Raw genomic sequence first — 24,084 nt, 5'->3', positions numbered from 1 at the left:
TTATGCTGACTTCAATTCCCCAGAAAAGTTCAATCCTGATTGTGGACGATGAGCCCGCGAATCTTCGTCTGCTCAAAAAAATACTCGGTAGCGATTACCGTTTGGTATTTGCAAAAAATGGCGTTGAAGCCATTCGCCTGGCCGGAGAAATGGCCCCTTCACTTGTGTTGTTAGATGTCATGATGCCGGATATGACCGGCTTTGACGTCTGCAAGACTCTGAAAGAAAATCCGGAGACACGATTGATCCCGGTGATTTTTGTCACCGCGCTGGATGCAGAACATGATGAAGCTTTAGGGTTTGAAGTTGGGGGTGTCGACTACATCACCAAGCCGGTTTCAGGCGCGATTGTCAAAGCCAGGGTGAAGACTCATCTGTCACTGGTTCAATCCGATGAGCTGCGCCGTACGCGATTGCAAATCATTCAGCGCCTGGGTAAAGCCTCTGAATTCAAAGACAATGAAACCGGCATGCACGTGGTGCGGATGAGCCACTATTCCCGCATTCTGGGGCTGGCATACGGCCTGAATGAAGAAGAGGCAGATAATCTCCTCAATGCTGCGCCCATGCATGATATCGGTAAAATCGGGATTCCCGACAGCATAATGCTGAAACCGGGCAAGCTGACGAATGAAGAGTTTGACGTGATGAAGACCCACCCTGAAATCGGGGCTGAAATCATCGGTGAAGTCGACTCCGACTTGCTGATATTGGCAAAGTCCGTCGCCTTAACCCATCACGAAAAATGGGATGGTAGCGGTTACCCGAACCGCCTCGCCGGGGAGGATATTCCGCTTGAAGGGCGAATAGTCGCCGTTGCGGACGTGTTCGATGCCCTTACCAGCAAGCGCCCCTACAAAGAGCCGTGGACCATCGAAGAAACAGTAGACTTCATGAAATCACAAAGTGGCAAACACTTTGAACCCAAACTTATCACCCTGCTGGAAGATTGTCTGGATCAAATACTGGAGATTAAATCGACCTGGCGGGATGAGTAAATTCAATGTGTGACACTGTTCTATTTGCGGCTTTAACGGACTGTTGATTCAGAGCGTTTAACGGTAATTTGTGGTCTGTGTTCCCTGACCATTAAAAAAGCTGAGTCAGTCTGTTATGAGCCTGCTACTAAAATACTTCTGGTTTCTTCTTATTCTTTTTGCGATGGCTAATGCCTATGCCATTCAGCGTCGGGCGAGGCCATTGGTTCGAGAAACTCCGGCGTTGCAGTCTGATGCCAATAAAGTCTGCCTGACATTAGTATTGATGATTTGCATTCCCTCGGCCATGCTCGGCGGGATTCAGTTACATGCGAATTATGCAGACCCGTTCTACATTTTCGATGATGATTTGTCTAACCCTTATTTGCTTTCAGCCTGGGTTGTTATGGCGGGGTTGCGGCTGTTTATTCTGTGGTGGCTCTGGTGTACTCGGGGACTGGAGTCGTATCTCTTGATTACGCCAATCCGGTGGCAAAAGCCCGGGATTTTCAGGGCGATTCCCGGAATTTTGCTCATCCGTTACGGGGTGACCGCGTTTATCGTCAGCTGGTTACTAGTTGCTTTTTTGAGCTTTCTTTAGTTTGAGCATCCGGAGTTGATCGGGTACTCTGCTGCAAGTCGTACTCGATATCATCAAGTGCTTTTTCGATGCGTCCCTCCGAGGCCAGGAAGCGGGGCATGCGTAACACGAATTCGACTCCCTCTCGGGTTCCGGTTATTGTCAGAAAGTAGGCTGTGGTGTCGAAATCCGGTGGAATAAAGAATATTGAATCTGTTATAAAGCCGCCGCCCTGGTATTTGTCAACAGGCACCAAACCAAGGTTGGATAAGATTCCAGAGGTTCGATAACGGCCTGAAATCATGCGTTTTTGCGCGAGTTTTTCATTTGAACGTTGCATCATCGCCAGGGAAATCCAGCACAGCAGTCGCACAGGGACAAATTTCATGAAACGCGGGATCTGGGCTTCCCGCAGGTGCTTGAGATTATCTTTAATGGTGTGCTGCCACTGCTCGATGGTTGTATCCGGGTTAACCCCCATAACCAGGCCGCCGGACAGATTGGCTGTGCTTCGCAGGCCATCTATTCGGGCGCGCATATCAACGGGCAGCTGAAACCGAACCGCGGTATCTGAATGGCGGCGTGTCGAGTTGGCGATACTGATGGCAACACGGGCCAGCACCTTGCTGAACTTACCCTTGACTGTCCGTCGCAACCAAATGCGTTCTGCATTGTTGCCCTTGGGCGTACCGGTCGGGGCAGTTACTTCATCTGTTATGAGCTCACTGCGTGCTTCGGTCAGTGTTTCTGACAGCTCAAGGTCTGACAGGTTGTTGTTCTCGCCAATAGGTGGTTGGCCGCGCAGTACCCGAAATACATCATCAGCGAAATGCTGTGTGCCTCTACCATCCATCGCACCATGATGGCTGCGAAAAATAATGTAGTGCCGGGTGGTGCATTTGGCCAGTAACACTTCACAGGTTGGTCCTTCCCGTGCCGGGAGCGGGTCGTTCAAAAAAGGGGCACCAACATCACTTTGCCCATTCCAGTCACCACCATTCACCACGCGAAATGGCGCTGTTTTACCGGAATCGACCCATTTAGCAAACCCCAGATGGCCTTTCAGGACAACACGACTGCCCGGATTGGCTTGCGAAGCAACCCGAACCGCATCGGCCCAGGCCCGTTCATCGATGTTGCCTCTGCCTTCCAGCGTCATCTGGTTCAGGCAGGGTGTGGCGAAGGGAAAAGTGCGTTTATCGCAGCTGATGTAGTAGCGCTCGATGGGGGAGAGCTTGCGGGAATAAGTCATGGGTGTACCTCGTATTTTCTGTTTTTATTTGTATTCTGATTCAGGTCTCTGCTGAGCTGACCTGTATTGCCGAGTCGCCATCAATGACGCATGAGGCTTGTTGGCCATCGTAATAACCTGCTTCCCACCCCGAGGACAGGACTTCATCCCGGTAGGGGTTGTGAGTTGCTCGGGGACGCTTCGATTTATGCCGCATGTTGAGCCCGGCCTGATAACCAAATTGGTAAGCAGTATCAACATTATCAAGTTGGTCATTGGGCGTTTGCTGTTTGTGTCTGTCGAGGTGCCTGGATCCGACTTGCTGAATAAAGTGGGTTAGATCGTTCAGCATCATGTAGATTGCGGGTACCAGAATTAAACTGATCAAGGTTGCAAACATGACCCCGAATGCCATGGAGACCGCCATGGGAATGAGAAATTGAGCTTGAATACTGGATTCCATAATCAGTGGGGTCAAACCGGCAAAGGTCGTGAGCGAGGTGAGCATGATCGGGCGAAAACGCTTTACCCCTGCTTCAGCAATTGCGGCTTGCAAGGGGAGACCCTCAGCGCGTTTCTGGTTGATGTAGTCCACTAACACCAGCGTGTCATTGACCACGACGCCACTGACGGCCACCATGCCAATCAAAGACCACAGCGTAAGGTCGATGCCCAGTAACAAATGACCGGATAAAGCGCCGACCAAGCCAAATGGAATCGCAAACATGATTAGCAGTGGTTGGCTGTACGACGAAAACAAAATGGCCATAACCAGGTACATGCCGATCAGGGCCAGTAAATAACCCTTGCTGAGAATGGTGATAAACTCGCCAATGCTTTTTTGTTTGCCGGCCTTGCTCCATTTCAGATGACCGTCCTGGGTGAGTTGTGTCAGCACCGTTTGTTCCAGTTGGGTCATCACTTCTCTTGGCGCGCTTTGGCTAGGGTCAATATAGGCTGTTACGGAGACAACGCGGCGGCGTTCATAACGCTTGATACTCGCTGCAGCAGGGCCGTAGGAAACATTGGCAACGGTGATGAGTGGAACCCCGGAGTTTTGCGCGGTTTGAGAAGGCAATTGAATACGCATGTTTTCGAGATGCCAGAGGGACAGTGTCTCTGTTTCCGGATACCGGACCAAAACCTTAACGTCCTGCTCACCTCGCTGGATATTCTGGACTTCCACACCATGAAAGGCACTGTGCACCTGATAGCCGACATCCTGCAAGGTCAAGTTCAAGTCCCGTGCCGTGGGTTTCAGGGTGATTTCCACGCGGGGTTTACCCGATTGTTGACTATCCCGAATGTCGTATACCCCCGGATACTGGGCCAGCGACTGTTTGAGCTGCTCCGCACCGTGCTTGAGTGCCTGAAAATCATCGCCTGAGAGTTCGATATTAATGTCAGGCTTCGGGGTGATCAGGTCGGCAGAAAACTTCAGTTCGGTCGCATTTTCGATGGCACCGACCTTCTCTCGCCATGCTTGAACAATGGCATTGCTGCTGATTAACCGGTTATCTGACGAAGACAATTCAATAGAGACCCGTCCGCGGTGGTCCTGATTGGGCAGTTGTGTAGCGTTGGATATTTTATCTTGCGGACCAATAACCGAAAATACCCGAATTATCGGGCTTTGGTTTTGGCTATCGGCCAGTTCTTGTTGCAGCGTCAGAGCCGCATTTTCGATCTGGCGAATGGCGCGGCTGGTTTCTTCCGCAGGCGTGCCTTCCGCAAAGGCAACTTCTGCGGTAGCAATATCGGCATCAATTGATGAAAAAAGTACAACTTGTATCCAGCCGGAAACCACCAATGTGATTGAAAACATAAATAGCGCGACAAAAAGCGTTAAATAGCTCCAGCGCCAGTGCAATGCATGATTAAGAAATGGCCGATAGTGTCGGTCAACAAAGCGCTCTGAAGCCTTTGCGAAACGCATTTGCCAGCGCTGTATTCTGCCTGGCTCTGGCGCTTTGGATGACGGTGATGCGCTAAGATGTACTGGCAGGATAAGTAAGGATTCAACCAGTGAAAATACCAGTGTCGTGATCACGACGATCGGGATGATTTCCATTAATTTGCCTTCCGGGCCTGGCAGAAAGAGCAGGGGCAAGAATGCAATTATGCTGGTGAGAACGGCAAAGGTCAGCGGTTTGGCAACGTTTTGGGCACCCTTAATGGCAGCGTTGATCGGGTCTTCCTGACGAAAAGAATTGTTGGTAAGTTTTTGGTCGTTTGGCGTTTGCGCCTGATGGATACTTTCCCCGACGACTACTGCGTCATCAACGACGATTCCAAGTACCAATAGAAATGCGAACAATGAGATAAGATTGATCGATCCACCCAGCACTGGCAGGAGCCAGAATGCCCCCATAAAGGCAACAGGAATGCCGACACTGATCCAGAACGACATGCGCAGACTCAAGAACAGCAGCAGAACGAGCATGAGTAGGAGTAGTCCGGTCAGTGCGTTCGACAGCAGTAAATCGATACGGCCTTTGAACAGCTTGGAGTCGTCTTTCCAGATTGACAAGGTAATTTCATCGGGGATATAGCGATCCGGCGTGGAAACATAGTCATTTATGCGTTGTGCAATTGCAGTAATGTCCTGATTGCCTACACGATAGATGTCTACCGATACGGAGGGCACGCCGTCCAGTCTGGCTTGATTTTCACCACGTTGAAACCCGTCTTTGACGGTTGCAACGTCTGCAAGGCTGATTCGACCACCATCGTTGTCTGCCCACAATACGATCTTGGCAAACTCATCGGTCACTGCAATTTTGCCCGTGGTCTGAATCAGGATATCGCCTTGAGGTGTTTTCAAGGTACCACCGGGCATATTGACCGAAGTGGATTCAATAGCTTTTACGACGGTATCAAAACTCAGGTTATAGCGATTAAGTAATCGGTCATTTACTTCTATCGAAATTTCATAGGGTCGTACGTTTTCAATATCGACAATTGAGATTTCCGGGTACTTTAGTAAATCGTTGCGAATACCTTCTGCCAGCTTTTTCAATGCGGATGGTGCGGCCTGCCCGGCGATAATCAGTTTGGCGACTCGGTTCCGAACCTGCAGTTCCTTGATCAGGGCTCTTTCGCTGCCATCCGGCAAGGTGTTCAGGCTTTCAATTCTGGACTTGATTTCCTCAAGCAGGTTATCTGTCTCGAAGCCCTCCGCGACATCGACAGTGACTGAGCAGAGCCCTTCTGTAGCCAGAGCGGTCAGATCCAGCAGACCTTCCAGATCGTAGATATTGTTTTCGATCCGTGTGCAGATCGCGCGTTCGACTTCCTCTGCCGTTGCGCCAGGGTATGCAATTGCTATGGATATGCGCTCCAGAGAGACATTTGGCAGTAGTTCTTTCCGAGTATCCGGCAAAGCCAGTAGACCCAACACTACAATGGTGAACATTAACAGGTTGGCAGCGACACGGTGATGGGTAAACCAGGAAATTAAAGTATTCATCGCAGACTGTCGTTATTTTGGTTGCTGGGTTGTTGCATGTGTGGTCGTCGAAACAGCAACCTGCATGCCTTCTATGGCAAAGTCCAGGGGCGTCAGCACCACCAGCTCACCCTCGTTAAGGCCTTGTGCGACAAAGGTTTCTGATTTTCCCCGATAAACAATATCCACGGCTCTTGCACTCAGGCGATGTTCCGGGTTGAGTACCCAGACCTTGTTGCCGCTATGGATCGCTTGACGGGGTAGCACCGCAATATGTTGAAGTGTTCTGCCTTTGATTTCGGCTTCAACGAAACGCCCCATTTCAAGGGGATACGTGTCTGCAAGATAAGGGGTTTGAATTTCGGCGACGACATACTGCAGTCGGTTTTGATCCAGTCCCCCTTCCGAGCGGATCACATTGGCATGCCAATGGTACCTGCGACCACCGATATCGCTGCTCAGGGTGACAGGGGGCGTTGTATTGTCTTTTATGTTGTTTGTTAAGGGGGTTGGCAATTCCAGTAACCCTAACTGTTGATCGGAAATCGGTAACCGAACTTCGGCTTTGTCCAATGCGAAAACTTCGGCCATAATCTGGCCTTGGATAACGTATTGATTCTGATCGATCTCTGTTGTCCGGAAGCGACCATCAAACGGTGCTTTGATGATTGTTTGTTGTAGCCTGATTTCCGACAACGCCAGATCGGCTTTTGCTGCAGCAAGTTGGCTTTGTGCATTCACGACCTGTGGAATATGCAATGCAAAATCCGTCGCGCCCGTTTTTGCGATCTTGCGGGCGACATTGGCTTTTGCCTTCACTTCTTCAAGGTTGAGTTGTGCTGCATCCACCGCATGCTGTTTTTTGGTCATTTCAAGTTGATAGTGGGCCGGGTCGATTTGGATCAAGACATCGTCTTTCTTGAAAAAGCCACCATTGTTGAACCCGTTGGCCACGTCAATAATGGTTCCGGGTACTTGGGCAATCAGCGTTAACTTCGCTTTGGGTTGCACAATGCCACGACTGTGTACGGGGATGCTGACCGTTTGTTTGACTACCTTGTAAGTCTGTATCAGGGGGATTTGGGCGGTTACCGGGTGAGGTTTGGCCTGTGGTGCATTTGCCGATAGCAGGTAGATGCCCAACGTGGTTACAAGCACAATGCAAACCGGAATGATGAGCTGAAGTAGCCGGATCATTACAGCGCACCTTTTAGCAGATTTCGTTTCCACTCCTGAAGGCAATGGTCGGTAATACTCTGATCCTGACAAATATAGGGATGCAATTTCAAACCCAATGACAGCCGATTATGCCAGATCAAAATTCCGTTCGAGACGGGGTAGTTTTTCGTACCAATTCCGCAGGTCACCCAAATTTGGTTTTCGTCAATTGGCGGGTTTTTGGGCGACTTCAGTGGCCAGTTGCCAAGGAAGCTGAATGAGCCAGCATAGAATTGTCGTTCACTGATATAGCGGTACAGCCAGCGAACGCCGCGGTAGCCAATAATCTTGCCAATATGCGCTTGCCACCAGAGTAGCCAGTAACTTTTGGCTTTCAGTTGGATTTTGATACGCTGCTGTATTTCCACTGGCGAGATCGTGTTATTCAACTGAATATTGATTCCGGAAGAATAATTCATTGTATCGTTGGCCAGCTGTAACGGGCCCCGTAGATTAATCGGGTAGAACCAGAAATACTCCTGCTGACCGGCCAGTAAATTTTCGGCGATGGCTTTGTTCAATGCCCAGAACAAATAGACATTGAGCGCGACCCGGTGCTTTTTGGCCATGCGTTTAATGAGATTGGTTTCGTCCTCCGAGAAATACCCCGTGGCTATCGGCGCGTCGTTGCTATTCTCCGGATTGGCTGTGGCATAGTCGGGATAGGTCTGTCGCCACTGAATCGTTTTACTTGCGGAATGTTTCGGTGCTTGCCACATCAGGCGCAGCAGTTCGATCAGCGAGGGTGGTTTTTTCTCTGATGAAACCGGCAGATCTTCGCAAGGGTATCCGTGACTCCGCAAAATGGTTGCCAGCCCGCCAAGGCCATCCATTTCACTGTGCGGGAAGGTTGACCAGCTGATTTCACGGGTGGTGGTATCCATGGGGCCAACGCGCATATCATCGTTAATGCCGAATTCCTTACGCGCAGCAAACCACATCGCAATATAGTCTGTAGACTGTTTTTTGGTTGTCATAATTGTTTTCCCTACAATCGTGCGGCTTCGAGATAGAGTTGCCGGTTGGCGTCGAATCCGGGGCGTGGGTCTTCACCGTAACTGGCAATAAAGTGTTTACTGGTGACCACTTGTCTTCGGTAGTGGCGCAGCACAGGCGTAAGTGGGTCATCGGGTGAAAGTCCGCAGATTAGTGCGTTGTATTTGCCTGCCTGTGAGCGCTTCGAAGCGCTGTATTCGTTAAAAATGAATGCGAACAACGCTTCAAACACTTCTGGAACATCGTTTTTGATCAGCACGGTGTGAATGAGGAGGTAGTTCAGTGTTTTGCCGGGGGATGGCAGGGTCAAACCGCCGAAAAACAGGCTTTGCATGTTGTTGACATGACGCAGCAGTTTCATTTTGCCCTGATAGTCGATGACCCGTGTCTGCTTGAACTCTTTTTGATCCCATACCCCGGTGATACCGAGCAATTCATTTTCCTGGAACACCAGAAAATAATCGGACAGTTTCAAGTCCCGGTAGTAGCCGTCACCGGTTTCCAATTGACTGAATTCGTAGTGAGGATAAAACTGTCGTTTGGGGGCTTCGCAGTTGAAATAGTCCTGCATCCGTTCAATATCCCCGGGTTGCGCCCGGCGGATACGGTATTTCGAGTTACGGGCCAAGTTGCGAAGCCCGCGTCTGGGGCGACGTAGATACACCATGTGTGTATGCAGTGTGCCATACGGGAAATATACCGGTAAATTGGCCCGGCCACTGCCAACCGTGTTGAGTGACTGGGTGTTGTCGCTCAGAATTATGGTCTGCATCCAATCCTGTTGCATGATTTTCCGGTACTGACTGAACAGGCGAAATAGCGTCCGCCCCCCCTGATAATCCGGGTGAATTCTCAGGTCATTCCCGTAGCGGATCGACTGACGCGTGCCATTACAGTACACATCTCGATGCCCAATGCTGAAAACACCTGCAAGGCGATGCGTCTTTAAATCATTCATTACCCAGACTTCAGGGTGCTGTGTTGTCACGCCTGTACCGTGAAAAAAGTCAGGAGCACGTTCAAAATTCAAGCAGATCTCCCCGGCTTGAGGGGTGTCCTTGATCAATGCATGGAGTGCGCCCAGATCTTCTTCGACAGCAGGTCTGATTTCGAATCGAATCGCCATGGTTCAGACCTCTTCGAGCGTTGTTGCTGTAGGCAGCACTTTCGGGGAGGTTCCAGAGTGACAGTTGAACGAATAATTCCCGTCCCACAGTACCAGCGGTTCAATTTTGATATTTCCGGTAATCATGCCGCGCTCTGTTCCCCGTTGTTGGTAAATTGATCTGGCATCAGGGGCACAGTAAACCTCTGCATGACTCAGCTGGTTCAACTCCCTGGCGAGTCGGTAGTGAAAGTTTTCCTGGAGCCGGGATTCCAGCACGGCTCGTATTTTCTCTTTCAACTGTAGTTTCGATGGAACAGGCTGGTGGGATGCGTCTTTGGTTTCGCACAGCAGCACATAATAAGGTAGTGATGGTTTCTGGTTTGGCTGCACCTGTTCTGTTGACTGTTGTGGAATGGCCAATAGGGACATGGGATAGATTCCGGCATCACGATAGCTACTCTGATCGAATAGATTGATTAACTCCATCGCTATTTCCGGGCTGAGCTTTTCACCCACCATGTCGACGCCGTCCATCCGTCCCAGAAACTCGAAACAAGGGCATGCATCCAGGTAACTGACAACGTTGAGTTTGTCTTTCAAACCGTAGCGTAACAATCCGCTTCCAGTGGTGAGAAGCGGTCGGACCACCTGGCCCGCTTTCAAGTCCCATGCCGGATGGATGCGGTCGGTTTCAAAATCCTGAAATTCATAAAAGTGGCTGGTTAACGCCAGTGGATACTGGCCTGCAAATGGAATCGTCACAACGCCTTCTGTCGCCCAGAGTCCTTTACCCTGAAATGCCGATTGGGGAAAGAGTTGTTGTAGCTGACGCGCCCATATGGCTGAGGTTGAAGTATCCCATGCACTTAGCAACGTCAGCTTGGGCCACAGCTGGGCGGTAAAGTCTGAATGTAGAGCGCCATCCCACTCGTTCAGCATATCTGCAACGTAAGGTGACCTGGGGCAGGGGACTGCACTGAGTCTTGGGGCACGAGAACCCCAATGACCCGAGCGTAGTATCTGAATAATCTCTTCCCGGTGCCCGGACAGACCTTCAAGCAATGTTAAAGCAAAAGTCGGGCTCCAGACTGAGAGAAATGAAAGGTCGCGGGCACTGAGTAAACAGCAGAGGGAGGCAAACAGGGAGTCTTCCGAGGTTTCTGCCATGGCGACAGCGTCCGGAACGGCCTTGCTGGATGCCATGAATATCCGTTTCCACCAGGGTAGTAACTTCAAATCATCGTTTAATGACTCATTGTCCCGTGTACGCATTGACGTTGGCACCCAGGAGAGTGACCAGTAATGTTTACCGTGGCGAATGCCTGGAAAGCGCTGGTACAAATCAGCCATCCAGGGTGAGATGGCTTGATCCAGTTCATCCAGAAAGCATTGGGTGTAAGGTATCCACTTTATTTTTGACGTTGAGCCACTGGTAGGCTGATAGCGTGCACAGGGGCTGGAACTCAAGCGTAACCGGCCATCCTGTTGTTGTGCACTGATCAAAGCTGACCATCCATTGTAGTCGGACACGGGTAGTCTATCGGCATACTGCTCCCAGGACATACCTTTTTGGATGCCCAGGCTAATGCCAGAGTCGGTATCTGCGACAGCGCTTAAAATCTGATTGAGCTTTGCCCGTTGCACAGTTTCAGGGGACTTGAGCGCAGATTTAAATTGCTTATGTCCGGCTTGACTAAACTTATTGACAGCAGCATGTGCGCCATATGCCGTAATTTTCTTAAACATTGTTTTCTACCGGATTACAAGCTGGCCCGCACTGCATTGCGGGTCTTGAAACGTGCAAGGAACTCGCGAGTGATTTTTTTCAAGACAACTAAAAAGACCGAGTAAGACACCTCGCCAACGCAGGGGAGTTCTGTGCCGTCCCGCCAAGTGGGGTTTTTCTCTTCGAAGTACCGTATTTTCGGGTTTTCGGATTTCATTTTGTCGGTGATACCAGCCACATCTTCTTTCAGCTTCTGATAGCCCTCACCGAAATCGAGTAGCTGTCGGCTTCGATCATATGCGTCGGGGTAAAGAGTCTGGCAATAGTTATCGATAACAGTTGCCATTCGGCTACTGCTACTTTTAGCGTGATGGGGGTAGTGTTTCGGAAAATTGTTCGCGAGTACCAGATAGGTTTTATAGCCTTTGGATATCAGGAGCCAGTAGAGCGGAGTGCGGATATCTTTGATTTTAAATTTGAACAGTGTCCGCACAAAGCAACTCAAGAGTGCTCTGTTCCCCCAATAGCGCCGATCAACAATCGTATCACCACTGAACACACCTTTCACTTTTCGTGAACCGCACTCAAGCGGTATCAGCTGCAGTGTGCTGAAGCCAACAATTTTCTTGCTTCGCCGTTCGCGTAAAAGTATAGCGCCATCTTTTTTGCTGAGATCTTGGTAAAAAACAGCAAAATCAACGTTGTGGTAATAATCGATAAACAAGTCATGCATCGCACCCAAGTCAATGATCGTAAGTGATTTCAGCGGGTAGTAGCTGGCATAGACTTTTTGTTTTGGATCTTTCATATAAACCCCTCTTCTTTACCCTACAGTTGGAAGAACATCACCATTAAAAATGGATAACAATTGTTAGTTATTATATTTGTTTTTTAGCTGTCTCTTGCCTGGGTATGATTAGGTGGGAGCTCAATAAAAATACTATTAATTCCACCTTTAAGCATAAAACGTTACATAATGTCATTAAATATAACGGGTTAACTCGTACAAATGTGCCAATAGCAATATGGTACAAGTGTCATGAAGTGTTGCGAATTTTGCATAAATGCGTAAAGAATAAACATACAAATGTAAGTTATATGATTACTTAATTGAGAATGTGAGAATGCTATCACCCTATTGACGTTGTGCAGTTCACACAAAAATAAAGCAGCAGGCTTACTGGATTTATCAGGATACAAGGCGGTGGATACCTAATAGCGCTAAGAAGGTTTTAGCGATATTTGTCTGCCCAGTCCTTCTTAATTTTTGGTGTTTACCTTTTTTTGAGTAGCGAAGCACAACCTTTAAGCCGCATTGATGGTGTGGGTTCCAGATTAGCGCAACCCATAGCAACGGAAACAGAAACGGCCCCAGGGCACGAAGATCTCTCGCGGTACATACTCAAATTAAAAACAGGTAACAAGATGAAATTACTCAACCACACCCGAATCACCAAAGTTGCAAAAACGACACTTCTGGCTTGCTCTTTTCTGATGCCGATTGCTGCAAATGCGGCGTCCCTGGAGAGTACCCGGATTTCATACACTGCTGATCGGAACAGTCTTATCGAAAGTGATATTACTCAGCAGTTAAGAGAGGCATCAGATACCTGTTTCAAAATTGATAAAATTACAGGTCAAGTTATTCCTTGTGAGACCAAAACTGGTGGCAGCAGTGGTTCTGGTGACGTTGATGATTCCCCTGACAGTACGCCGGGTATTGTGCCCAAAGCCTTTGACTATTTTGATGCGGATCAGAATCAGTTGGATTATGAGCAAGACCCCGAAAGTGTAATCATAAATGCCTATCTGCTTTCGCAGCTTTCGGCCGTTTCCTATCGTAATCCGGGCTATGGTGTCGATAGTGAGGGGGATCAGGCTTATGCACTGGCCGAAGAGCTTGGTCTTGAACACCTGGAAGTTATCGAGCGTTCGTTTTCGTCTTTCTGGGATCTCGGTGGGGTTGGCGGTGAAAGTCTGGCGTATGTGTTTTATAACGATCATGCGGTTTTTGTCGTGTTTCAAGGGTCGAAAGGCTGGCTGGACTGGGAGGAAAGTAATATTGATTTTTGGCCCTATGCCAAACCGGAGTGGGGTTATGACCTTGTCAGCTATTGCTTCATCCGCTGTATCAGTTATCAAACGAACGTGGTCACCTTGCATAATGGTTTTTATGATGCCATGGACATTATTTTTGATGATGTACTGGAGGCAATAGAGCCCTTGTTACAAGGGCGAAAATTATGGATAACCGGGCATAGTTTAGGTGGTGCGGTGTCTGTACTCACTGCATTCCGATTACAGCATGACCATAATATTGATGTTCAGGGCGTACACGTTTTTGGTGCACCTGCGGTCGGGGACAGTGATTGGGAAAATGCCTTCGAAGCTGAAATGAGTAACGTGCATCGCTGGGGTGTAGAGGGGGATCCCGCACCACTGGCTACACAAGCACCCATGTTCTATCACGTTGGCAATATCAATAACCTGTATGAAGATGGTGATTTTCTTCTCAATGCCAGCGCGTCCCAAATGCTGGGGCTTTCTGCACCTTGTCTATGGGCAGGTGGGCCTCAGTACGGTGCAACTGTTCGTCATATGAGTTACTGGCCTCGTATGCATAACGTGTTCAGCGCCGATAATCCAGACTTGGCTGTATTATTGCCCGACTCTTTACCCGGTGTTGATGGTGCTTGTGAATAGGTCATTCATACGGGCTCAGTTGAAGAACAAAAAAGTGCCGCTCAAAAAAGATTGAGCGGCACGTTTGTTTGAGGGGCTCTTTGTTTTTGATGTCCCACCCGGCTGTGCTAACCGATCAATGATCCTCAGGATCAGTATCTGTTTCGGAGCCGGTTTGAGCCTGTTCTGACAGTTTCAGCACTTTGGGGCTTCGTTTCCGCTTGTTTTCCTTGGAGATAAGCTTGCGCATGTTTTCCAGTTTGCCGAAACAAAGCAATTTGTCATCCGCTTCAAGCTTGCGAGAGTATTTGGGGTTAGGAATAATTGAGTTGCCGCGATAAAGAGTTAGAACGTTAATATCTTGATCTGGCAAGCCTGAATCGGTAATTGTCGTGCCGATATAATGGGATTCATGGGGGATATACAGCTCGCTGACACCATAGCCCTTGCTGACGGTTAAACGCTGGCGAATATCAATTTCGGGAAAATCGACTTGAGCCGAAATGTAGTCAATAATCGCACCTGCGATGTCCAGTTTTGTACAGGTTTCGATGCCTTCAAGTCCCGGTGATGAATTCACTTCCATAATCTGTGGGCCGTCCGCGCCTTCGAGCATATCAACCCCGGCCACTTGCAAGCCCATTATTTGTGCTGCACGAATCGCTGTTTCTTTGTATTGGTCGGAGAGTTCTACCGCTTCTGTCATGCCGCCCCGGTGCACATTGCTGCGGAACTCCTGGCCTTGAGCAACCCTGCGCATTGCAGCAACCACTTGGTTCCCCACCACAAATGCGCGAATATCTTTGCCTTTGCTCTCGGCAACAAACTTTTGCACCAGTACGTTCTGTTTCTGGCTTTGTAATAATTCGATAATCGCTTCGGCGGATTTTGTACTCTCTGCCAGTAATACGCCGATACCTTGCGTGCCTTCAATTAATTTGATGATGACGGGGGCGTTTCCGACCCTTGCAATGGCAGGCAGTACATCTTTTTTATCCCTGACATAGTTGGTCTTTGGTATTCCGATATGGTGGCGGCTCAATAGCTGCAAGCTGCGCAGTTTGTCTCTGGAGTTCAAAATGCCGTGGGCGGTATTGGCACAGAAGATATTCATTTCCTGAAACTGACGAACAACTGCTGTACCAAAATAGGTAATGGACGCGCCGATGCGCGGAAGTACGGCATCAAAATCCGCGAGCTCTTTCTGTCGGTAGTAAAGGTTGGGGGTTCCGCGCTCCAGATCTATTGCAAATTTCAATGTATTCAAGACCTTGACTTCATGGCCGCGTTCCTCGGCAGATTCTCTGAGTCGTCGGGTGCTGTAACATTTGGGTCCACAGGAAAGAATGGCCAGCTTCATTTCGAGCCTCTCTGCTATTTGGGAAATGTGTGTATAAGGATTGTACATTGTGGTCAAAATGCAAACATGAAAGTGGTGGTTATGTAATCAGAGGCTTTAATTTAGGGAAGGCCTGATTAATCAGCCATATTTATAGACGAAGCCCACTTTCGGCAAATCTCGTCAAAATCAGCGGGTCTTCTTCCTGATTTGCCACCTTATGTGGCCGTTACGCGCCTACAAGGCGCAACTTGCCTGTTAAACTGGCTGCAAATGCCTTTTGGCAAGCACAATATTCGCCAACGCACATTTTGTAAATACCGCATGTGCGTTCTTATCCAACCCTTTGTATCTCACTTTTTTGTAACCAAACTGGCCTTTCAGCACGCCAAATACATGCTCAACACGAGACCGTATTTTCGATTTGAATCGGTTTGACGATCTTTCCTGATCTGAAAGCGGCCTGTTGCGATACGCCTTTCTCTGAGTGAAATCTTTGGCATTGGGAGCTCGCTCTTTAAGCACTTCCTTTAGGCCAGCGTAAGCAGAATCCCCCCATAATCGAGTTTCATCTCCGTGAAGTAAATCTTCCAGCACCTGAGAGTCATGAACATTTGCAGGTGTCACGACAACCGAATGAATCAGCTTGGTTTTGCTGTCCACACCAATGTGTGCTTTCATGCCAAAATACCACTGGTTGCCTTTCCTAGTCTGCTTCATTTCCGGGTCGCGTTGTTTGTCTTTGTTCTTGGTTGAGCTTGGTGCGTTGATAATGCTGGCGTCAACTATCGTGCCTCGTGATACCTTTAAACCATTCTCCTCCAAATAAACATTCACTAAACGAAACAGCTCACCACCAAGATTATGCCTCTCCATCAAATGGCGAAACTTACAGATAGTCGTTTCATCTGGCACAGGTTCCTTGCCCAAATCTATCCCAACAAAAAGACGCATTGCTCTTGAGTCATAGAGTGCTTCTTCTGCACCGGGATCCGACAACTCAAACCAATGCTGGAGGAAATGAATACGAAGCATACGTTCCAAACCGACTGGCTTGCGTCCTGCGCCTTTCGGAGGTTTTGGATAATAGGGTTTTATTGCGTCACTCAATTCCTTCCACGGAATGATTTGATTCATTTCATCAAGGAAAATCTCTTTTCGGGTTTTCTTTCGGTAAACCTCAAACCCTGTCGCTTCCAGACTCTGTTGTTTCATGTGCAAACCAGCTTATTGTTGTTTGGGGTATGGTATATCATTTTTGTTAATTAATCAGAGATGCCTTAGACTTTTAGCTAATGGCATCGCGCAAAAGAGATGGTAACACTGAAAGTTGGCCTAATTGTCCTGCATTAAGGCCGAATGTTCTTAGCGCTAATTTTCTAACTTTTTTAGTATGGTCAGAGTGAAATCAATCCTTGCTTATGGGTAGGATATATAAAATGGTAAGCTCGCTAACAAAGAATAAAAAATCAGTGATCTCGATATTGGGTGCTGTCTTCGCCATATTGACAATAGAGGTGCATGCAGAATTAAAGCAGCTTGATGATGCAACTTTATCGGATGTTACAGGTCAAGCATTTATAGCGATTGACGAAAATAACTACGCTACGGGTGATGCGAATGTTGATTACCTGAGGATTAATCTAGGCTTGAAAATCGAAACGCAACTGAATGCAGATCGTCTGGAATTCGGGAACTACGAACGTGAAGATCCTTATGGTGAAGCAAGAGATGCGGATATCATCTTTGATAATTTCTCCCTCGGGACAATTTATGATGAAGCATACTATGCCAGTAATCCCCGTGTGGCAAAACCGCTGAAGTCAGACGGTACAGAATATAGCGATGGCGAAATTGTGCCGTTCAGCATCACGGATCCATTTTTGGAATTTGCTCTCGATAAAACGACAGGAAGGCCTGTGGGTGTAAGGCTCGGGCTTGGTGAGGCGCAGGGGCTCTTGTCTGCTTCGATTCAGTCACTGACTGGTGATTTGAATATTGATGTACTGGACCGTGGCGAGGGGTTGACGGAAGCGTCCTCAGACGGAAATATTTTCGATCAGCTTGTTGTATTGTTGGCTCCATATTTAACTTCTGGAGATCCGTTGGAAGCAAAGGCTGTCCTGCTTGATGCGGATGGCAATCCTGATCCGATACGTGCGACCATGGCCGGTATTCCGAATGGAGAAGAGTTTGTTATTCGGGATACGAACTTTTTCACGCGTTTTGCAATCTCGTTGCTGGGGCCAGTACTGAGCAGCGAAGTTGATATCCAAGGCGATGATATTTATTTAACCGTTCAGGATTGTGCGGTTATTGGCATCAATACTTGTTTCAATCTGGATACATTTAATACACTTGCCATCGGTGAGCAAACAATGGTCGGTGATCGAAGTTATTTGACTGGCCCGGAAAGCGGTGCTTTTTTGGCTTTTCAGTCCAGAGATTTAAAATGGTTGCGCGATGTTAGTTTAACCAATCCCTCCGCTGAAGATTTTGTCGATGCGACTCGGGGGGCGTATTTAAATGTACCGAATGGACTTACTTTAAATCTTAATGAGGCCTTTCAAGGGATAGAGCGAGCTCAAACCGAGTATATTGATAGAGGAGTTGGCCTTTTCTAGCTTACACTGCAGGGTATAGATAACACGAACAATGACCATTGACTATGACTCTAAAATCATGTCCGCAAGTTATGCGGCGGTAATTGTTCGACTGGTCAAACAGTATGGCATAACTGAAAGTGCCATGCTGGAAAATACCGGGATACCTCAAGCGCTACTTTCTGCGGACGATCAATATTTGTCCGTAAATCAGTTTGTAAGGCTCACCCATAACGCACTCACGCTTACTGGCGTTCCACACCTCGGCCTGAAGCTCGGACAGAATCTTAATGTCACTGCACACGGGATGATGGGTATCGCTGCGCTCAGCAGTAAAAATACCCGTGAAGTGCTCGAAGTTATTCATCAGTACATCCGTACTCGATTCAATCTTATCTCCGCCGAGTATGATGTGCACAACGGTGTTTTTTCGCTCATTATTGAAGAAGATGATGATGCTGTTGTATCGCTGAAACAGGATCCAAATGCAGATGTAGCATTTCGCTTTGCGCTGGAGGCGATATTTGCAAGTATCCATTCAATCGTTCAGTTACTCACGCAAACAAACTGCCAGGAATTGCAATTTGAGTTTGCCTTCCCCGTTCCATTCTATTTAGCGGAGTATCAGAGGGTGTTCGGATCGGAAGTTCGCTTCGGGCAAAAACAACACCGAATAACAGGGCCTGAAGCTTTCGCAGATTTACCTTTTTCTTTCTATGATGAAGCAACATTGCAGGCGGCACTGCGCAGTTGCCAGTCGTTGTTGGCGGGTCTTCCTGTACCCGGTGTATTAATGACAACTCGAGTTAGAAATGTACTTGATGTCAGTAATGGAAATTTTCTCACGTTTGATGAACTCTGTAAGCGTTTCAATATGAGTTCCCGCACCATGCGTCGTCGTCTTGAATCCGAAGGGACGAACTACCAGGAAATAGTGAACGCCGCACGTCTCGAGCTCGCGAAGAAATACCTGTCTGACACGACAATGTCGATCATTGCAGTCGCTTCTGAATTGAAATTCAGTGACCCGTCCTATTTCGCCCGCATTTTCAAACGTTGGACAGGTTTGTCCCCCAGTCAATATCGGCAAAAATATTTCGAGGCTAATAAAAGTTGATAACGTCGGCCATGACTTTAAAAGTTGAAGAGCAGTCGTTATGCAGATAATTAAGTACCGCACACAAGTATATTCATTACCTCCGAGCCAGATATTTTTTTAATATGGAGTTTCGGTTGGTGAGGTTGTCAGTGCATCGACAAACTTCACTCTGAAAGGGAGTTTCAACCGGTATTGGAGAAGCTATCAAGTCCTGATAACTTTTTACCTTACTTCCGAGCAGACCATCTGCTCCTTCAGGTTATTGTGTCCTGCAATAGCCTTTTTTTGTGCTTTTGCCGAGCGTTTGTTATTCACATTTTATTCCTCGAAGTCAATTACGTAAATTGAGCACTGACACATTATTTGTCGACCCTGATGCTGTTAAGCTATTCTTAGGTAAATTATTAATTTAATGAGGGTTTTTATGACTGCCTTCTCATGTTTTCGGTCGATTTTACTTTTTGTAACTGTACTCCATATAAACCATCTAATGGCTGCAACCTGTGAATACACTGTTGTAAACGAATGGAACACTGGATTTACAGCTTCAGTACAAATAACCAACAATTCTGATCAGGAGATTGATGGCTGGATGGCTTCGCTGGATTTTCCGGACGGTGTCTCAATCAGCCAGATCTGGAATGCGTCAGTGGCCGCAGAAAACCCCTATCACGCCGTCAATATGAGCTACAACGCTAAAATACTGCCGGGCAGTCGCGTTGATTTTGGCTTTAACGGTCAAAAATCAACGGCTAACCAGCCTGCCCAAATACCTGTGCTGGGCGGTATTTGTGAGACCGATATTTCCAACCATCCACCTGTGGCGATTGTCAGAGCATCAGCGCAGACAGGTGATGCACCGTTTGCCGTCAGTTTTTATGGCAGTGATGCGTACGATCCTGATGGCGATGAGTTGACCTATCTCTGGGCATTTGGCGACGGCACTGTTTCCAGCCTGCGGAATCCAATCCATACTTTTACGACACCGGGAATCTACGCAGTCACGTTAACTGTCAGTGATGGATCGCTAACCTCTCCACCCGCTACTACGACGGTGCAGGTAACGAGTTCGGAGCCTGTGCAGGTCGCCTGCCACTACGAGATCGAAAATGAATGGAACGCAGGTTTCACGGCCTCCGTCAAATTGACCAATCAATCCGGCCAGGCTATTGAGGGTTGGACGGTGACCCTCGACTTTCCGGACGATACAACCATAAATCACATGTGGAATGCCAACCTTACAGGGTCTGATCTGTTTTACGCTGCGAACAAACCCTACAATGCCACAATTCAGTCTGGTAGCACGGTTGATTTCGGGTTCAATGGCACTAAAGCAAATCTGAATACATCTGCAAAACTCCCTGTTCTAGGTGGAATTTGCACTGCCGTTGGAGGAAACCAGCCCCCAGTTGCTGTAATGTCCGCCTCGTCGACGTCTGGAGTTGTACCTTTAACCGTCAACTTTGATGGTAGTGGGTCAACCGATCCGGATGGCGATGATCTGGGCTACCTTTGGGATTTTGGTGATGGTACTTTCTCTAATGAAGCCACGCCAACCCATACATTTGATCAAGTCGGAAATTATGCCGTGACACTCACTGTCACGGATGGCTCGCTTGATTCTCAAATATCCACCCTCTCCATTTCTGCACAAGCGCCAGAGCCGGATATTGCCTACTCGCTGGACTCGGATCGTTCCTCTTTATATTTTGTTTCGACCAAGAAAGTACACGTTGTCGAGACGCATCAGTTTACCGATTTGAGTGGCTCTGTCTCTGAGACCGGTACAGTCAGGCTGCGGATCAATCTCGATAGTGTGGAAACCGGGATCGACATCCGAAATCAGCGTATGCGTGATTTTCTTTTCGAGACGGGATCGTTCAATTACGGCGAAGTGGAGCTCAATATCGATCTTACCGATATTACCGCAATGGACGCGGGCAGTACCCTTGAGCGCGACATCTCTCCGGTGCTGGATTTACATGGATTCCGCGTTCCGATTAATACCCAAGTTAGAATCACAAAATTGCAGCCAGGCCAGTTTCTGGTGCAAAACACCACTCCGATTATTGTGAATGCCGCAGATTTCGGACTCACCGCGGGTATTGACGTGTTACGGGAGCTGGCAGGCCTCAACGTCATCAGCTACTCGGTACCTACCAATTTCACGCTCGTTTTCAACGCGCAATAACCCTGTGGGAGGAAAGATCATGACGCATTTCGATCTAATTTTCATCAAATGCTCGCCCTTGTTCGAATCCTTGCGCTCACAGGTCCGGGCAATAAGGTCCGGTATTGCAGCCAGGGGGTTAGTTCTTTTATGTTTGTGTTTGACTGGGCCGGTTGCCAGTGCGTTAACGTGGCAGCTGGAGGGTGATTCTTCAACGCTAAAGTATGTATCCATTAAAAAAGACCATACCGCTGAAATTAATACATTCATGGAGCAAGCCGGTGAGTCAGCCGCCTTGTCCGGGTCGATATCGGAAGCTGGCAATGCGATATTGGCGATTGATCTCAATACCGTATCGACCGGCGTAGAAATTCGCAATACACGTTTGGGAGCGTTGCTGTTTGAGACGGCTTTTTTGCCGACGGCCTATTTTCAAACCCAAGTGGATATTGCGGCAATTGAGCAAATGGAGCCGGGTACGACCCTGCAACAGACCCTGGTCGGTGAACTTAGCCTGCACGGCGTGCGACAGGCTGTTGAGGCGGATGTGTTGGTGGTAAAAAACTCGTCAACCCGAGTCTCGGTAACAACACTGCAACCGATTAACATTGATAGTAAGCAATTTGACATGGCCAGCGGTATCGAAGCCTTGAGGGTTGTAGCCAACCTCAGCTCCATTGGGCAGGCTGTACCGGTTTATTTTCATTTAAGCTACGTCGTCGATGCGGGAACAGGTGTACCTATTGTGATGCCCACCGAACCGGAATCGCCTACCGCATTGGGCGGTGATTTTGACCTGGATGCGGCGTTGGCAAGATTAACCTGGCAGGATAACAGTGATATTGAAACCCTGTTTCTGGTTCGACGTAAAACTGTAGATGGTTACTGGCAAACTACAGCCGAGCTGCCAGCGAATACAATCCAACTGGATAACAATCTGCCGGAATCGGGTGGTTATGATTTTAAAGTTATTGCGCTAAACAATGGCGTACCGTCGTTACCCAGTAATATCTTACGTATCACCGCAACTGAGGAAAACCCACTTGAGCGTGGCCGGCAAACCTATACGGCACAATGTGCCGGTTGTCATGGTACCGATGGTGAGGGTATTGGCAGCTTTCCGGCACTGAATACCCCGCGAGATGTCGCCGCGATGACCACCTATATCAGCACGGCAATGCCACTGGGAGATCCGGGGGCATGTGATCTGTCGTGTGCTGAAGATGTCGCGACCTATGTGCAGACGCTTTGGGTCACAGAGCTGGCCTGCGACCCGTCACAAACACCCGTAATTTATGGTGCCAGACAGTTGAAAATTCTGACCCGTTCAGAATATCAAAATACCGTAGAGGATCTTTTGGGGGTTGATTATGATGCGGGTGCCGGGTTATCGCCGGACACGCAAGTGGGGTTCTTTCTCAACAACACCCACGCCTCCGTTTCCCCTGCATCGTACAGCAACTTTTTGCTTGTTGCTGAAGGCATTGCTGACTGGTCCGCCCAGCGTGATTTCAGTCCGGCACTAAACTGCAGTAGTTACGATCAACTCTGTGCTGAGCAATTCTTAGCGGATTTGGCGCCGAAGATCTTCCGTCGGCCTTTAACAGAGGATGAGCTTACGCTGTACCGGGCAATGGCCGAGGGTATACACAGTTCAGGTGAGGTTAAAGCCGGCATCCAGATGGCACTTGAAAGTATGCTGGCTTCACCGCAGTTTCTGTACCGACACGAACTGGGGGAACCTAATTCGGATAACGATGAAATTGATTCGGACGCCTTTGAGTTAACTTCATACGAAATGGCCACATTCCTCGCGTATACCTTTACCGGCTCAACTCCGGACCAAGTGTTGCTCGACGCTGCCGCCCGAGATGAACTGCGAACGGTTGAAAATATTGAGCTGCAGGCAAAACGGCTTGCCGATCAGGCCAGGCCTGTTCTTGGCGAGTTTGTCGGCAGTTGGCTGGGTACGAATGCGTTGGGAAATGCCGCAAAAGATACGGCGATCTGGCCAGGTTTTGCCAGTTTAGTACCGCATTTGCAAAACGAACTGAATGAAACCTTTGCCCATATCCTGTTGGAGCCAAGTGAACCGTTTGCCGCTTTGTATGGTGCAAATTATACGTTTTTGAATCAGACGCTTGCGGAACATTACGGTATTGGTGGCGTAACCGGGGCGGATATGCAGTTGGTGAGCACCAGTGAGCGGGGAGGCATCCTGGCAAATGGCGCATTTATGGCGCGTTGGGGCGAAGCAGAAGAAACGTCACCGATTTTGCGTTCAGTACGCGTCCGTCGGCGTATGCTATGTCAGGATCAGCCGGATCCGCCTGCAGGTACCTTTGCGGCACGGGAGGAAAAACTGGCGGAATTGTCTGACTTCTTGCAGGATCCGGCCACCACAAATCGCTTGAAATATCATCGTTTGACGGAAGATGAGCCTTGCACCAATTGCCATGAGCAATACATCAATCCACTTGGTTTTGGTATGGAAGACTTTGATACCGTAGGCCGAGTCCGGACAACCGATTTAAAAGGCAACCCGATTGATGCCACCGGTACGCTTTTCGCCCCGGTAAAATACAGTGAAGTACAGGAATCGATCATGTTTGAGGGGGCACGAGGGTTGGGGCAACAGCTGGCTCATTTGTCTTCCGCGCAAACTTGTCTGCCGAAACAAATGTTCCGTTACATTATGGGGGTGGGTTATCAGAATATCGATAGTGCAAATCCGGAAGGGCCACAACTCAGTGAGCAGGAAAAAGCAGGTTATGCCTGTGAAATCGACACACTGACGAACGCGATGATGACTGGAAGCCCACGCTCGATGTTTGAAGCCTTTGGTTCTTTGCAGGCGGTTCGGTATCGAAAAGCCTGGGCCCGCAGTGAATAGGCAAATCCACAAGT

Annotated in this window: 16 protein-coding genes and 1 pseudogene; 7 read left to right on the top strand and 10 right to left on the bottom strand. The window is 48.5% G+C overall.

Annotated features, from left to right (window positions below; all coding sequences use genetic code 11):
* Positions 1-2: 2 nt before the first annotated feature.
* A complete protein-coding gene (locus OLMES_RS16720; protein ID WP_087462320.1) occupies positions 3-998 on the top strand; it encodes an HD domain-containing phosphohydrolase in 996 nt (331 codons plus the stop codon).
* A gap of 115 nt (positions 999-1,113) precedes the next feature.
* Positions 1,114-1,578, top strand: coding sequence for a hypothetical protein (locus OLMES_RS16715; RefSeq protein WP_087462319.1), 465 nt, complete (start codon positions 1,114-1,116; stop codon positions 1,576-1,578).
* Here OLMES_RS16715 and OLMES_RS16710 read toward each other — a convergent pair.
* The 7 genes from OLMES_RS16710 to OLMES_RS16680 are packed head-to-tail and all read right to left on the bottom strand — an operon-like array spanning position 1,541 to position 12,092.
* Entirely contained in the window at positions 1,541-2,809 is a 1,269-nt protein-coding gene (locus tag OLMES_RS16710; RefSeq protein ID WP_087462318.1) for a hypothetical protein, read from the bottom strand. The genes OLMES_RS16715 and OLMES_RS16710 overlap by 38 nt on opposite strands.
* 40 nt (positions 2,810-2,849) lie before the next feature.
* The gene (locus OLMES_RS16705) at positions 2,850-6,257 is read right to left on the bottom strand and encodes an efflux RND transporter permease subunit (protein ID WP_087462317.1); all 3,408 of its coding nucleotides are present in this window, start codon (positions 6,255-6,257) and stop codon (positions 2,850-2,852) included.
* A gap of 12 nt (positions 6,258-6,269) precedes the next feature.
* Complete coding sequence (locus tag OLMES_RS16700) at positions 6,270-7,433, bottom strand: efflux RND transporter periplasmic adaptor subunit (protein WP_087462316.1); 1,164 nt, start codon at positions 7,431-7,433, stop codon at positions 6,270-6,272.
* A complete protein-coding gene (locus OLMES_RS16695; protein WP_087462315.1) occupies positions 7,433-8,431 on the bottom strand; it encodes a hypothetical protein in 999 nt (332 codons plus the stop codon). The genes OLMES_RS16700 and OLMES_RS16695 overlap by 1 nt, the downstream gene beginning before the upstream one ends.
* An 11-nt stretch (positions 8,432-8,442) precedes the next feature.
* Entirely contained in the window at positions 8,443-9,576 is a 1,134-nt protein-coding gene (locus OLMES_RS16690) for a hypothetical protein (RefSeq protein WP_087462314.1), read from the bottom strand.
* A gap of 3 nt (positions 9,577-9,579) precedes the next feature.
* Positions 9,580-11,304, bottom strand: coding sequence for a GH3 family domain-containing protein (locus OLMES_RS16685; RefSeq protein WP_087462313.1), 1,725 nt, complete (start codon positions 11,302-11,304; stop codon positions 9,580-9,582).
* Positions 11,305-11,318: 14 nt separating this feature from the next.
* Positions 11,319-12,092, bottom strand: a complete 774-nt coding sequence (locus tag OLMES_RS16680) for a hypothetical protein (protein WP_087462312.1) — start codon at positions 12,090-12,092, stop codon at positions 11,319-11,321.
* Between the two features lie 617 nt (positions 12,093-12,709).
* Between OLMES_RS16680 and OLMES_RS16675 the strand changes: the two genes are divergently transcribed.
* On the top strand, positions 12,710-13,987 hold the full coding sequence (locus OLMES_RS16675) for a lipase family protein (protein WP_157678350.1): 1,278 nt from the start codon (positions 12,710-12,712) through the stop codon (positions 13,985-13,987).
* 115 nt (positions 13,988-14,102) lie between these two features.
* Here OLMES_RS16675 and OLMES_RS28645 read toward each other — a convergent pair whose 3' ends face one another.
* The 3 genes and pseudogenes from OLMES_RS28645 to OLMES_RS16665 all read right to left on the bottom strand — a co-directional run bounded on the left by OLMES_RS28645 (position 14,103) and on the right by OLMES_RS16665 (position 16,520).
* Positions 14,103-14,387 carry a cation:proton antiporter regulatory subunit gene (locus OLMES_RS28645; protein ID WP_332454946.1) on the bottom strand — a complete coding sequence of 95 codons (285 nt, stop codon included), beginning with the start codon at positions 14,385-14,387 and terminating at the stop codon, positions 14,103-14,105.
* An 81-nt stretch (positions 14,388-14,468) separates the two neighbouring features.
* A pseudogene (locus tag OLMES_RS16670) lies at positions 14,469-15,326 on the bottom strand (ATP-grasp domain-containing protein); the annotation flags it as partial.
* Between the two features lie 237 nt (positions 15,327-15,563).
* A complete protein-coding gene (locus OLMES_RS16665) occupies positions 15,564-16,520 on the bottom strand; it encodes an IS5 family transposase (protein WP_087460528.1) in 957 nt (318 codons plus the stop codon).
* A 224-nt stretch (positions 16,521-16,744) separates the two neighbouring features.
* Here OLMES_RS16665 and OLMES_RS16660 point away from each other — a divergent pair, with 224 nt between their 5' ends.
* The 4 genes from OLMES_RS16660 to OLMES_RS16645 all read left to right on the top strand — a co-directional run bounded on the left by OLMES_RS16660 (position 16,745) and on the right by OLMES_RS16645 (position 24,070).
* A complete protein-coding gene (locus OLMES_RS16660) occupies positions 16,745-17,929 on the top strand; it encodes a DUF6160 family protein (RefSeq protein ID WP_087462309.1) in 1,185 nt (394 codons plus the stop codon).
* 31 nt (positions 17,930-17,960) lie between these two features.
* A complete protein-coding gene (locus tag OLMES_RS16655; protein ID WP_087462308.1) occupies positions 17,961-19,025 on the top strand; it encodes an AraC family transcriptional regulator in 1,065 nt (354 codons plus the stop codon).
* A gap of 394 nt (positions 19,026-19,419) precedes the next feature.
* Positions 19,420-21,198 (top strand): cellulose binding domain-containing protein, encoded by a 1,779-nt coding sequence (locus tag OLMES_RS16650; RefSeq protein ID WP_087462307.1) that lies wholly within the window; start codon positions 19,420-19,422, stop codon positions 21,196-21,198.
* A 19-nt stretch (positions 21,199-21,217) separates the two neighbouring features.
* Positions 21,218-24,070: a DUF1592 domain-containing protein gene (locus tag OLMES_RS16645; protein ID WP_198343009.1), complete on the top strand. Its 2,853-nt coding sequence runs from the start codon at positions 21,218-21,220 to the stop codon at positions 24,068-24,070.
* The last annotated feature ends 14 nt before the right edge of the window (positions 24,071-24,084 follow it).

The sequence above is a fragment of the Oleiphilus messinensis genome, assembly GCF_002162375.1.
Lineage (GTDB): Bacteria > Pseudomonadota > Gammaproteobacteria > Pseudomonadales > Oleiphilaceae > Oleiphilus > Oleiphilus messinensis.
Note: the sequence above shows the minus strand (reverse complement) of the source record. Positions and strands in the feature narration are given on the sequence as shown.